Here is a 12,919-nt window from a genome sequence, read left to right on the forward strand (position 1 = left end):
TGAGCGGGTCAGGCGTCCGGCGCGACCGGCATCCAGGCGTGGATCGCGATGGCGACCTCGCCGCCTGTGAAATCACCACCATTGGCCGCCAGCTCGATCGGCGTATCTGCGTAGAAGGCCGTCGGGCCGATCACGCCCAGATTGCTGGCGCCTTGTGAAATGCCCAGCGAGCCGCCGAACTTGGTGCGCTCGCCGGACAGGCCGCAATCGAACGAGCTTGCGCCGGTGATCGCTGAAACGGTCCTCACCGATACGCAGAAGACCACCGCCCGGGCCGGAATGACGACCGAGCTCGCCACCACCGATCCGCTCAGCCCGGTCAGGGTGTCTTCGATAATCAGGGCGCGGGTTGCGGCACCGCCAGTCCCTTGCGTCAGGACCGTATCGGATGGCGCGGGCCGCCAGCGGGCGTTGGCAGCGTCCCAGAAAAGGCTGGCCTGCTCATCAATGACGGATACCCGCCAGCCGTCGGCCGGAGTAAAAGCGGTCCAGTATCCGTCCCGCCAGACGGCAATATCGCCGGCCTCCAGGCTCGACCAGGCCTCACCGCTGGCCCCGTCCGGGATGATCCAGGCAGCCCCCTCGGCCGGCGTCGCCGGTTCCGCCGTCACGCTGCGACTTTCCGCAACGGCCTGGACCAGGGCGTCGAGCCGCATCAGTGCCTCGTTCACGGTGACATGTTTTTGCGCCTGGGCCGGCATGACAAGCGGCAGGTCGAGTGTCGGGCTGGTCTGGGACATGGGGTTTCTCCTCGCTGGCCCGCCAGTCTGTGGCAAGATGGGGAAGCGGGGATAAGCAGCCACACTGTCCTCGCTTCAGTGACCCACTTGACGCACGCGCCGTGCGCGCTTTCTCTCCGCCGCACAAAGACACCACGAAGATCGAGGATTCCGGGCATGACTGACACTATCCGCGCCCTCGCCGGGGATTTCCCGGCCCAGACGCCGGCCAGCTGGACGCCCCTGGCCGAAAAAGCCCTGCGCGGCGCTGATTTCGACGACACGCTCGGCCGCACCACGATTGACGGCATCACTCGCGGACCGGCCTTTTTCGCCCGTCCGGAAGGCAGCCATGCTGTCGACGCGGCTCCGCGTGATATCCACCTGCCCTGGGGTATCCGCCAGACCCTGGTCGAAGCCTCGCCCGAGGCGGCCAATACCGCCGCGCTGGATGATCTGATGGGCGGCGTCTCCGAACTTGAGCTACGGCTCGATCCGGCAGGTCAGTTCGGCCTCAAGGCCAATGAGATCGAAATGCTGGATGCGGCGCTGAAAGGCGTCGACCTCACCCTCGCCCCGATCCATCTCGACAGTCTGGGCGGACAGGGTCACCACGCCCACCTGCTGCTGACCCTGTTTGCCCGTCGCCGCATCGACGGCGAATTGGTCAGCGGCGGTCTCGGCCTGCACCCGGTCGAGCGCGCCGCCCGGCAGGGCATAGAGCTGGACGAGGACTGCTTCCCCAAGGCCGCCGCCCTGACCGAACTGGCCCAGGCCGCCTTCCCCAATCTCAAGGTCTTCCGCTGCGATGCCGCCCACATGTTCGAGGCCGGCGCCAGCGAGAGCCAGGAACTGGCCATCATGGCCGCTTCGGCTGCGACCTATATGCGCCTGATGATGGAAACCGGGCTCGACGCCAACACCGCCGCCAAAGCCATCGAGGCGCGTCTGGCCGCCGATGCCGATATCCACCTCACCATCGCCAAGCTGCGTGCGGCGCGCCGCATCTTTGCCCGCATCGCGGAAAGCTTCGGCGCCACCGGCGAGGCGCGGCGCCTGTCGCTGCATGTCACAACCGCCGCTCGCATGCTCTCGGCCCGCGACGCCTGGACCAATCTGATCCGCAATGCCTGCGCCGGTTTTGCGGCAGCCGCTGGCGGCGCCGACGCCATCACCGTCCGGCCGCTGACCGAAGCGATCGGCCGCCCGACCGGCTTTGCCCGGCGGGTCGCGCGCAATCTTCACATCTTGCTCGCCGAGGAAAGCCATCTCGGCAAGGTCACCGATCCGGCGGCCGGCTCCTACCTGCACGAGACCCTGGCTGACAGCCTGGCGCAATCGGCCTGGTCCCTGTTCCAGGAAATCGACCGCCGCGGCGGGCTGGTCGACGCCTTTGCCACAGGCTGGCTACAGGGCGAGATCGCCAGATCGCGCGAGGCCTCGCTGGCCCGTATTGCGGGCGGTCAGGCGCAGATCCTCGGTGTGACGCAATACGAGGACCCCGATCCGCGACCTGTCGAGACCGATGGCGTCTGGCCGGATCTTGACGCGCCGGAGGATGCACTTGTTGCGACGCGTTTCGCCGCGCGATTTGAAGCTGAGATGGAGGCGGCCCAATGACCCATTCAACCCACACCACCGCCCCCGACTTTACCGCCATCGAACTGGGCGACGCCCGCAGCCCCGGCTCGGGGTCCCGCGAGCCGTGGACGCCCGCTGAAGGCATCCCGGTCCAGTCGCAATACCGCGCCGAGGACAGTAACGGCATCGACTTCCTGGGGAGCGTCCCCGGCGCCGCGCCCTTCGTGCGTGGCCCCTACCCGACCATGTATGGCCAGCGCCCGTGGACGATCCGGCAATATGCCGGTTTCTCGACAGCCGAAGACTCCAACGCCTTTTACCGCCGCAATCTGGCGGCCGGCCAAAAAGGCCTCTCGGTCGCCTTCGACCTGGCCACCCATCGCGGTTATGACAGTGACCATCCGCGCGTCGCCGGTGATGTCGGCATGGCCGGGGTGGCGATCGATTCGATCTATGACACCCGCACCCTGTTTGACGGCATTCCGCTCGACCAGATGTCGGTCTCGATGACGATGAATGGCGCCGTCCTGCCGATCATGGCGCTCTACATTGTCGCCGCCGAGGAACAGGGCGTGAAGCCGGAACAACTCTCGGGGACGATCCAGAACGACATCCTCAAGGAGTTCATGGTTCGCAATACTTATATCTACCCGCCAGCGCCTTCGATGCGGATCATTTCGGATATTTTCGAATTCACCTCCGAGCACATGCCGCGTTTCAACTCGATTTCGATCTCCGGCTATCACATGCAGGAGGCCGGCGCTCCGGCCGACCTGGAACTCGCCTACACCATCGCCGACGGGCTGGAATACATCCAGACCGGGATTGATGCCGGGCTCGATGTCGACACCTTCGCGCCGCGCCTGTCCTTCTTCTTCGGCATCGGCATGAATGTCTTCATGGAGATCGCCAAGCTGCGCGCGGCGCGCCTGCTGTGGGCCAAGCTGGTCAAGGAACGCTTCAATCCCAAGTCCGACAAGTCGATCTGCCTGCGCACCCATTGCCAGACCTCCGGCTGGTCGCTGGCGGCGCAGGACGTGTTCAACAATGTCGGCCGCACGGCGCTGGAGGCGATTGCGGCGGTGGACGGTCACACCCAGTCCCTGCACACCAACTCGCTGGATGAAGCCCTCGCCCTGCCAACCGATTTTTCCGCCCGCATCGCCCGCAATACCCAGCTATTACTGGCCGGCGAAGCGCATCTTTGCGACGCGATCGACCCGTGGGGTGGCTCTCATTATATCGAACGCCTGACCCATGATCTCGCCGCCCGCGCCCTCGATCATATTGCCGAGGTCGACGAACTGGGGGGCATGGCCAAGGCCATCGAGGCCGGCATTCCCAAACTGCGAATCGAGGAAGCCGCCGCCCGCACCCAGGCCCAGATCGACAGCGGTCGCCAAACCATTACCGGCGTCAACAAGTTCCGCCTCGACGAGGAAGAGGATGTGCCCGTCCTCAAGGTCGACAATTATCTGGTCCGCAAGCAACAGATCGAGAAGCTGGAGCGCCTGCGCGCCGAACGTGACCCCAAGACCCTCAAGGCCGCGCTGGACGCTCTCGCCGAAGCCGCCCGTACCGGCGAGGGCAATCTGCTGGCGCTTTCGGTCGATGCCGCGCGCGCCAAGGCCACGGTGGGCGAGATTTCCGACGCCATGGAAACCGCCTTCAACCGTCACGTCGCCAGGATCAAGACGGTCAAGGGCGTCTATGGCGAGGTCGCCGGTGATGATGACCGGGTGAAGAAGGCCCGCTCGCTCGCCGAAGCTTTCGAGGCGCGCTTCGGCGAAAAGCCGAAAATCCTGATCGCCAAGCTGGGGCAGGACGGTCATGACCGCGGCCAGAAAGTGGTCGCCTCCGCCTATGCCGATCTCGGCTGGGAAGTCGTCGTCGGACCGCTCTTCCAGACCCCGGAAGAAGCCGCAGACCTCGCTGTCGCCGAGAAGGTCCACGCCGCCGCCGCCTCGTCCCTCGCCGCCGGTCACCTGACCCTTGTGCCGGAGCTGCGCAACGCCCTCGGCCAGCGCGGCCGCGACGACATTCTCGTCGTCGTCGGCGGTGTCATCCCGCCCGATGACGAACCGGTCCTGCGCCAGATGGGCGCCGCCGCCGTCTTCCCGCCCGGCACCGTGATCGCCGACAGTGCCCTGGTGCTGCTGGAGCGCATGGGGATGGAGTTGGAGGACAACTGAGGCAGCCGGTCCTCACCATTGAAGGGCGAGGTGGTGGTGCGCGCAGCGGGACGACCTTCCCGACAAAACTTATCCCCGCTGTGCACCCCTTTCCTTCTCCCCTGGGAGAAGGTGGCCGGAGGCCGGATGAGGGGGGAAACTCTTGCTGGCACCGGGATTTACCCCTCACCCTGCCCCTCTCCCAAGGGAGAGGGAAGGCGTCTGGCAGCAAAAAAATTAGAGAACTTATCCCCCCCCCTACCAGCTAGGCGATAATGCCCTCGGTTTTCGGGACGGTAGGCATGAGCTCAGTCACTTGTGCCCGGAAGCGAGCGGAGCCTGTCCGCGTGCGGGGATGACATCCCGACACTCCGGCAGGGCGTGCGACCAGGTCGCGGGGCACTAAACGACCGACCCCATCTACCTGACGCATTGGAATCGGTCGCGAGAGCGTCCGGGAAATCTTCGCGAACGGGATGTCGAGGACATCACGGACACCGCAGACCACCAACAGGACACCCCGGTGTCCGCCGACATCCCGTTCCCTCCCAGCCTTCGGCGCAATCGCGCGCGAAGACGAGACGCCGTGAACATTGCCGAGGGACATATACCTGGCGTGCTACATTCGTCCTTCATCGACCTGTCAGTCGGCCTGTGTCACCCTGCGCTGTCATCATGCTCAGGAGACAGCGATGCGACCGGTTCTTGCTTGCCTCATCCTTGCCGCCACGCTCACCGCTTGCGCCAGCAGCCCGTCCGTTTATGCGCCCGCCGGCGATGGCGACCGGGGCTATACAGACACCAGGATTGAACAGGACCGCTTCCGGGTCCGCTTTGAAGCGGGCGCGGATATGGGTTTTGACGAGGCCGAGAACATGGCCCTGCGCCGCGCCGCCGAAATCACGCTCGAAAATGATGGCGACTGGTTTTTGGTGACGAGCCATGATGTGGATGGCAATGATCGCAACCCGGTCGGGGTCTCGACCGGTGTCAGCATCTCGTCCGGTTCACGAGGCTATTCCTCCCGGGGCGTCGGGGTCGGGCTGCATTTTGATGGGGATGCCGGCGAAAAGTCAGTCTCGATCGAGATCCTGGTGCGCTCGGGTCCGCTGCCGCAAGACCCGCATGCCTATGACGCCCGCGACGTGCTGGCCAATCTGACCCGGTCCTGAGTCGGCTGACAGCGCCTGGGAAACCGGTCAGCCGGCCAGTTTCTTCGCCTGGCCGACCCAGTCATCGCGCACGATGCGGCCACGACCATTGATCGCCGAATCCCAATGCTGGATATCCGCCTCGGTCCAGGCAGCGACCTGGGCGACCGAGGTCACACCACCGGCTTTCAACGCGGCAGCGGCCTTGGGGCCAAGCCCCTTGATCGAGCCAAGATCATCACCCGTCGCGGCGGCAGGTTTGGCAGGTTTGACCGGTTTGGCAGGTTTGGCAGGTTTGGCAGGTTTGGCCGGCGATTTCGACTTCGCAGCGGCTTTGGGTTTGGCAGCCGGTTTCGCCTCGGTAACGGGTTTTGCCTTGACCGTCCTGGCGGCGGTTTTCGGTTTCGCTGGCACCGGCGTGGCGGCAACAGCTTCGCGCACGACGGTTTCAGGCATGGCGATTTCCGGGGCCTCGACACGGGCCGGGGTCGGATCGGGTGCGGCGACTCGGGCCTGCGCCTCGGCCTCGCCGAGTCGGCGGGCCAGATTCTCGTTTTCCTGTCTCAGGCGGGCATTCTCGGCGATCGCGGCATCGGCCTCGGCGCTGCGGGCATCGCCGGACCAGAGCTGGTATCCGACGAAGACGCCGAACCCGACCGCCAGCAGCAACAAAATCCCCATTTCCCAGATCAGGTAAAACATGCCTCAGCCCTCAAGCGTCGAGATTGCAAATGATATGGCGTCGTCCTGACGATCAGTCAGGACCACGAAAACACGCGGATCCTCCGCGGTGACATTGGTGACCAGCCCGGTCACGGCAGCAATACGAGCCTCGTCCAGCGCGGCATCATCGGTGCTGCGGCGGACGGATACCGTCAGCGCCGCATCGGCCGGACAGGCGGCGAACATGCGTCCGACCCGTCGCAAGGCAACCGAGGTGAATGGGCTGGGCGTGGCACCTGCGCGCTCGAAGCGCGGCATTTCAGTGCCTTGAGCGGCGAGGATCACCGCCGAGCACGCCGCCACATCCTCGACCCGAACCTCCGCCGGAGCACCGGCGGGCGTGACCACCGTCGCCGCACGGAACGGCTCAGGCATGGCCTGCAGAATCTGCGTCACCGACCGAGCAATCTGTGGATTGGACGCCTCACCGACCAGCGCCCCCTGCTCGCCGCGCAATACCAAGGCACCACGATCCAGACGTGCCAGCTGGCCCAGCAAGCGCTTGGCCGCCTCTTCCCAGTCCGGCGAGGCCGAGCCGCCCGGAACCAGGGTCAGGTCGGTATCGGCGCCTCCGGGGAAATTGGCGCTGGCATAGCGGGCAATCGCATCGCGCGCTCCGGCGTCAGTCGCATCGCCACGGATCAGGACCCGTCCGTTTGTGGCTACATCGGCGCGAAAAACGAAGCCCGCTTGCAGTCGGGCTTCGATCGTTTCGTCGATAACGCGTGTGACACCGCCGGCGACCACGCCGCCACTCCAGCTTGATGTCAGGACAGTCGCGATAGCATCATCACGCGCTTCCGCATCCGGCGCCGCTCCGGTCAGGATGGCGCGCTGCCCATCCATGCGAACGCTGGCCCAGTCATGGCCGCGCGAATCAAGCGCTTCACGGGCACCGGCTGCCAGTCGAGCCTCGATCGAGCCAACGGAAAACGGACCGAAGGAGAACAGGATGACGGCCGCCAGGACAATAAGTCCGGCCGCCATCAGGACCGTTTTGCGAATGCGAGGGGTCATAGCGTGGTCAAGCATGAAATCTTCCATCGAATGCGGCCAGAAATCACCGGAAAACGGCAAATTGAAGGCCCGCGTCCACTTCCGAAATAGCATTAAAGGTCAGTGACCTCCATAGGGCAAACCGCATCCCCGCATGCAAAAAGGGCCGGAGCTTGCGCCCCGGCCCTTCCTGTCACGATTGCCCGTGTGTCTAGTTGCGCATCCGCAGGGTCAGACCGTAGGTGCGCGGCTGACCGAGGAAGGCGTTGAAGGAACCCGGCTGGAACGGACCGTCAAAGCCGACCTGGACATACTCTTCGTCCAGAAGGTTGCGACCCCACAGCTCGAGCGACCAGGCTTCGTCCTCGGCGCTGAGACCGACGCGGCCATTGAAGACCATGTAGCCGTCTTGCATCTTCTCCGGATCGAGGTCGGAGCCGGTATTCTGCTCGGACATCCAGCGACCATCGAGGTGGGCAAGCCAGTTCATGCCGCCTTCCAGCTGACCGGTGTAGGACACCGAAGCCGAGGTGTACCATTCCGGAGCCAGCGAGAAGTTCTGGCCGGACAGGCGGTCAACGTCAGCCGTACCGGTCGGTGCGAAGTTGTCATAACGCGCGTCGGCGTAGGTGACACCACCCTGCACGGTCAGGCCCGGCATGCTTTCCGGCAACCACAGGATTTCCGCTTCAGCACCCTGGGTCGACGCACCGTCGATGGAGGTGACGAAGAAGCCGATGCCGTTGAACGTGTTCAGCTGGTAGGTCTCGAAGTCCGAGCTGAACAGGTAGAGGTTGGCCAGCAGCGTGTCGTTGAACCATTCGGTCTTGAAACCAAGCTCGACGCTGTCGACAACTTCCGGATCGAAACGGGCCGGATAGGAGGTCGGGTCAGCCAGGACGGACTGGAAATCAACCGCCGAAGAACCCGCCTGGGTGAAGCGGTCGAGGTTGAAGCCACCGGCCTTGTAGCCACGCGAGAACGTACCGTAGACGAGGAAGTCGTCATTGATGCGGTGCGAGACAGAGAGCAGGCCGGAGAGCTGGTTTTCTTCCAGCGACTGGGTGTTGTCGATCTGGGAGTAGACATCACGCGAGAACGGCAGACAGGTGAAGGTACCGAAGGTCACCAGGTCGGCCACCGGCACGCCCGAACCCAGCGAGAAGCCGTTCAGGATGGCCTGGTTGGTCGGGGTCGAGAAGTCCAGCGCATCGCCGAACACGGCTTCCCAGACATCACAGGCCGGCACGGAGCTATCTGCGAAGTCGAACGTCGCTTCCTTGTCGGTGCTGGTGTGACGCAGACCGAAGGTGATGTCGGTGTTTTCCAGCACGTGCCAGGTGTTGTGCGTGAAGAAGCTCAGGCTCTCACCCTGCTGGGTGAAGGTGTCACCCAACGGGTTGCCACCGCCAAGCGGGGCGCCGGTGCCCGGAGCAAGGCCGGCGAAGCCCGGAATGAAGGTGAAGCCGAGACCATTGGCCAGATCGGTGACCAGGGTCGGGCTGCCACCGAGCAGGCCGAGATAGGGTTCGAACACATTGCCCATCTGGATGGCATCGCCGCGGACGAGGTTTTCGTCCGAGAAGTACATGCCGAACAGCCAATCGACGTTTTCGCCTTCGCCGGAGAAGCGAAGCTCGAAGGTGGTGTTGTCGAAATCAAAGGTGTTGTTCGATGCATCGCGGAAGACAATGTCGGCACCGGTGAAGTCGGTGTCCTGGCCAGAGCGCAGGCTGTAGCTGCGGTCCGAAACGATCGCCGTCATGTCGAAATTGTCGAACTCCCAGTTCAGCTCACCGCTGTAACCGTGGTCGATGATGTTCTGACCGGTGTCACGGTTGGCCTGGATCACGCGGCTGAACGGGTCCTCGGAACCGGCCAGCGGGCGGCCACCGGGGACCAGGGCGTTGATCGCCGCAGCGGTCGGACCCGAGACGAGGCTCGGCGCACCACAGCAGAACTCTTCGCGCTTGGTGTAGTCACCCGACAGGAGCAGGCTGACATTCTCGCTGAAGTCGAGCAGGAATTGCGTGCGCAGGGTGAAGTAGTCCTGATCGCCATCGCGGTCTTCGGTACGCGGGCCGCCCAGGGTTTCGACCGTCTGGAAACCGTCACGCTCGCGGTAGGCGCCGAAAACGCGCATTGCCAGATTGTCGGACACACCACCGGTGAAGCCACCAGCAACGCCATAGCCCTCTTCGGAGCCGGCGACATATTCCAGTTCAGCGTGCGAGCTGAACTCGTATTCCGGACGCTTGGTCACGACATTGATGATGCCGGCCGAGGTGTTGGCGCCGAAAAGCGTGCCCTGCGGGCCACGCAGCACTTCGATGCGCTCCAGCTCACCGAGATCGTTGAAGCCAACGCCGTTGCGGGCGCGCGGCACACCGTCGATCACGATGCCCACCGATGATTCCAGACCCGGATTGTCACCGACAGTACCGATGCCGCGGATGCGGGCGGTGGTGATGAATTCGTTCGAGGTCGAGGTGACATTGATGCCCGGCGCGATAACGGCGAGGTCTTTCAGGTCACGGACGCCGGCGTTCTGCAGCAGCTCGGCATTGTAGGCTGTCACGGCAACCGGAACATCCTGGATACCCTGTTCACGCTTTTGCGCGGTCACGGTGATGACGTCGACAGAGCGGCTGTCCTGAGCGGCGGCTTGAGCGCCGGTCAGTGCGATTGCCGAAGCAGCTGCGAACAGAAGTGTGCGTTTGGTGGATGACATACTCTAACTTCCTCCCGTTGAGTCGACGGTCTTGCCGTCGCTCTTTTTTGGTGCGGCCGACAGGGCGATACCCCATCATTCGATCCCAACTTGATCGAATTGCGATCACGGGTGAAGCACAATTGCTGCCCTGCCCACACGGAAATCCGCACCGGAGGCTCGAAAAACGACACTTTTTAAACAGCTGTTGCAGTCAGGGCACAGAATTGTGACGCACCTGTGAGATGGATGGCAGAGTGGCCCGACCCGGTCGCCATGAGAAAGACGGAGATTGTTTGTGATCAAACCGATAGCGGGCCTGCTTGCGGCAATGGCATTCGCAGGCACAGCATGCGGACAAGCGGCAACACCCCTGACGCCAGAACTGGTTTTCGAGCTTGAAGCCGCATCATCCCCCAGCATCACATCCGATGGTCGCCAGATTGCCTATGTGCGCCGTACAAACGACGCCGGAAGCGACCAGACCCGATCTTCAATTTGGCTGATCCGCGCCGACGGGACCGAGCACCGGCCTCTGAGCGCCGCCACAGACACAAACGGATCACCACTATGGTCGCCCGACGGCCAGACGCTCGCCTATACCCAGGCGGATGGCACCGGGATTAGCCTGCGCACCCGCAGCCGCGATGGCGACGATACGCTGGTGACGGAATTGCCGGGCGCACCGGGAGGGTTGGCCTGGTCTCCGGACGGGACCCGCCTCGCCTGGTCAATGTTCAAGGAACTGCCCGGGCCGGTCCCGGCAAACTTGCCGACAGCGGGCGAAAACGCCGAACGCGCAGCGTCTGCCATTGTCGAGAACCGGCTCACTTTCCGGCTCGACGGCGCCGGCAACATTCCGCCAGGCGTGCAGCAATTCTACATGATCGACCTGCGGACCGGCACGACCACCCTGCTCAGTAATGACGGGCTGGGAGGATCGGGCGACTTTGTCTGGTCCAGCGACGGCACCGCGCTGATCTTCTCGGCAGACCGGCGGCAACAGCTGGGCCAGCTGGCGCCCGACAGCGAGCTGCACCGTCTCGATATCGCGACCGGCACGGTGACCCAACTGACCGACCGAACCGGACCGGACGCATCACCGCGCGCCTCTCCGGACGGACGCTGGATCGCCTATCTCGGCTTCAATGATCGCCGCATGGGCTATCACAACACCGAATTATACCTCGTTCCGAGTGATGGCGGCACGGCCCGCTCGCTGACGGCGACGCTCGATCGAACGGTCGCCAATCCCCAATGGGCGGCCGACAGCTCCGGCCTCTACGTCCAGTTCGATGACCGCGGCACGACGCGGGTCGGATTTGTCGACCTGGAAGGCCATCTGCGCATCGTCGCCGAGGGACTGATCGGGCCGACTTTCGGACGCCCCTATACCGGCGGCGACTTCGCTGTCTCGGCAAATGGCGACGTGGTGTTCACCACCGGCTCGGCGCAACAACCCGCCGAGCTGGCGCTGGTCACCGCCGACGGTGACCGCAGCCTGTTGACCGACCTCAACAGTGACGCGCTCGCAGGCGTCGCGCTGTCACCGGCCGAAGCCGTCAGCTGGTCCTCCCCGGCGGACGGGCGCGAGATTCATGGCTGGGCACTCTATCCGCCCGATTTCGATCCAACCGGCAGCTGGCCGATGATCCTGGAGATCCATGGCGGCCCGTTCACCGCCTACGGTCCGACCTTCTCCGCCGAACTCCAGCTGATGGCCGCCGCAGGCTATGTCGTGCTTTACACCAACCCGCGCGGGTCGACGAGCTATGGCTACGACTTCGCCAATCTGATCCACCACGCCTATCCCGGGGAGGACTATGACGACCTGATGGGCGGCGTGGATCACATGCTGGACCGCGGCTTCATCGACGAAAACCGGCTATTCGTGACCGGTGGCTCCGGCGGAGGGCTGCTGACCGCGTGGATCATCGGCAATACCGACCGTTTCGCCGCAGCGGCCTCGGTCAAGCCGGTGATCAACTGGGCCAGCTTCGTGCTCTATTCCGACCTGCCGCAATTCTTCTACCGCTACTGGTTCGCCAGCCCGCCCTGGGAAGATCCGGACGAGTATTGGCGCCGGTCGCCGCTGTCCCTGGTGGGTAATGTCACCACCCCGACCCTGATGATGGTCGGCGGCGCTGATGTCCGCACGCCGCGGGCCGAAACCGAGCAGTATTACTCGGCGCTCCATCTCAACAATGTGCCGACGCGTCTGGTCATCATCCCGGACAGCTTCCACGGCATTTCCAACTCGCGCCCGAGCCGGCTCCTGACCAAGGTCGCCGAGATCCTGCGCTGGTTCGAGGAGCATGATCCGGGCGCCGCAACCCGATCTGCGCCGCAGACACCATGACCGGGTTCAAACTCGCCGCCATCCAGGCCGCGCCGATCGTCTTCGACCGGCAGGCCTCCACCGAAAAGGCCTGCGAGCTGATTGAAGAGGCTGGACGGAATGGCGCGAGCGTGGCGGCCTTCGGCGAAACCTGGCTGCCCGGCTATCCCTTCTTCATCGAAGCGCCCCTGGGCGATCTGTGGTGGGAGGCCGCCGCGCTGTATCTCGAACAGGCCGTGCGTCTGGACGGGCCGGAAATCGCGCAAATCTGCAAGTCCGCCCGAGCGGCGGGGACAGATGTGGTGATCGGAATCGCCGAACTCGATCCGGCCACCGAGAGCTCGATCTATGCCAGCCTCGTCTTCATCTCGAGGGATGGTGACGTCATGGGGCGGCACCGCAAGCTGAAGCCGACCCATCACGAGCGCTCGGTCTGGGCCGATGGTGACGCGGAAGGTCTGGTGGTCCGCCAACGCCCCTATGGCCGCCTGTCCGGGCTCAAATGCTGGGAGCACAATATCGTCCTGCCC

At 64.3% G+C, this 12,919-nt stretch carries 9 protein-coding genes; 5 read left to right on the plus strand and 4 right to left on the minus strand.

Going from position 1 to position 12,919, the window contains the following annotated elements:
* Positions 1-8 precede the first annotated feature (8 nt).
* Entirely contained in the window at positions 9-740 is a 732-nt protein-coding gene (locus ACN0X9_RS07650) for a DUF2793 domain-containing protein (protein WP_417487020.1), read from the minus strand.
* 156 nt (positions 741-896) lie between these two features.
* On the opposite strand from ACN0X9_RS07650, the gene ACN0X9_RS07655 reads away from it, so the two are divergent.
* From ACN0X9_RS07655 to ACN0X9_RS07665, 3 genes are all read left to right on the plus strand, one after another.
* The gene (locus tag ACN0X9_RS07655; protein ID WP_417487021.1) at positions 897-2,339 is read left to right on the plus strand and encodes a methylmalonyl-CoA mutase family protein; all 1,443 of its coding nucleotides are present in this window, start codon (positions 897-899) and stop codon (positions 2,337-2,339) included.
* Positions 2,336-4,492, plus strand: a complete 2,157-nt coding sequence (gene scpA, locus ACN0X9_RS07660; RefSeq protein WP_417487022.1) for a methylmalonyl-CoA mutase — start codon at positions 2,336-2,338, stop codon at positions 4,490-4,492. Before ACN0X9_RS07655 ends, scpA begins: the two co-directional genes overlap by 4 nt.
* A 671-nt stretch (positions 4,493-5,163) precedes the next feature.
* Positions 5,164-5,643 (plus strand): CC0125/CC1285 family lipoprotein, encoded by a 480-nt coding sequence (locus tag ACN0X9_RS07665; RefSeq protein WP_417487023.1) that lies wholly within the window; start codon positions 5,164-5,166, stop codon positions 5,641-5,643.
* Positions 5,644-5,670: 27 nt separating this feature from the next.
* Here ACN0X9_RS07665 and ACN0X9_RS07670 read toward each other — a convergent pair whose 3' ends face one another.
* The 3 genes from ACN0X9_RS07670 to ACN0X9_RS07680 form a co-directional block, all read right to left on the minus strand.
* Positions 5,671-6,324: a hypothetical protein gene (locus ACN0X9_RS07670; RefSeq protein WP_417487024.1), complete on the minus strand. Its 654-nt coding sequence runs from the start codon at positions 6,322-6,324 to the stop codon at positions 5,671-5,673.
* Positions 6,325-6,327: 3 nt separating this feature from the next.
* Positions 6,328-7,377 (minus strand): hypothetical protein, encoded by a 1,050-nt coding sequence (locus ACN0X9_RS07675; RefSeq protein WP_417487025.1) that lies wholly within the window; start codon positions 7,375-7,377, stop codon positions 6,328-6,330.
* Positions 7,378-7,552: 175 nt separating this feature from the next.
* A complete protein-coding gene (locus tag ACN0X9_RS07680) occupies positions 7,553-10,072 on the minus strand; it encodes a TonB-dependent receptor (RefSeq protein WP_417487026.1) in 2,520 nt (839 codons plus the stop codon).
* Positions 10,073-10,349: 277 nt separating this feature from the next.
* Here ACN0X9_RS07680 and ACN0X9_RS07685 point away from each other — a divergent pair, with 277 nt between their 5' ends.
* Together ACN0X9_RS07685 and ACN0X9_RS07690 are read left to right on the plus strand one after the other, a co-directional pair.
* Positions 10,350-12,410, plus strand: coding sequence for a S9 family peptidase (locus ACN0X9_RS07685; protein ID WP_417487027.1), 2,061 nt, complete (start codon positions 10,350-10,352; stop codon positions 12,408-12,410).
* The coding region (locus tag ACN0X9_RS07690) for a nitrilase-related carbon-nitrogen hydrolase (protein WP_417487028.1) at positions 12,407-12,919 on the plus strand (513 nt) is incomplete at its 3' end. The genes ACN0X9_RS07685 and ACN0X9_RS07690, both read left to right, overlap by 4 nt.

Source organism: Maricaulis sp., from assembly GCF_048268525.1.
In the GTDB taxonomy this organism is placed as follows: Bacteria; Pseudomonadota; Alphaproteobacteria; order Caulobacterales; family Maricaulaceae; genus Maricaulis.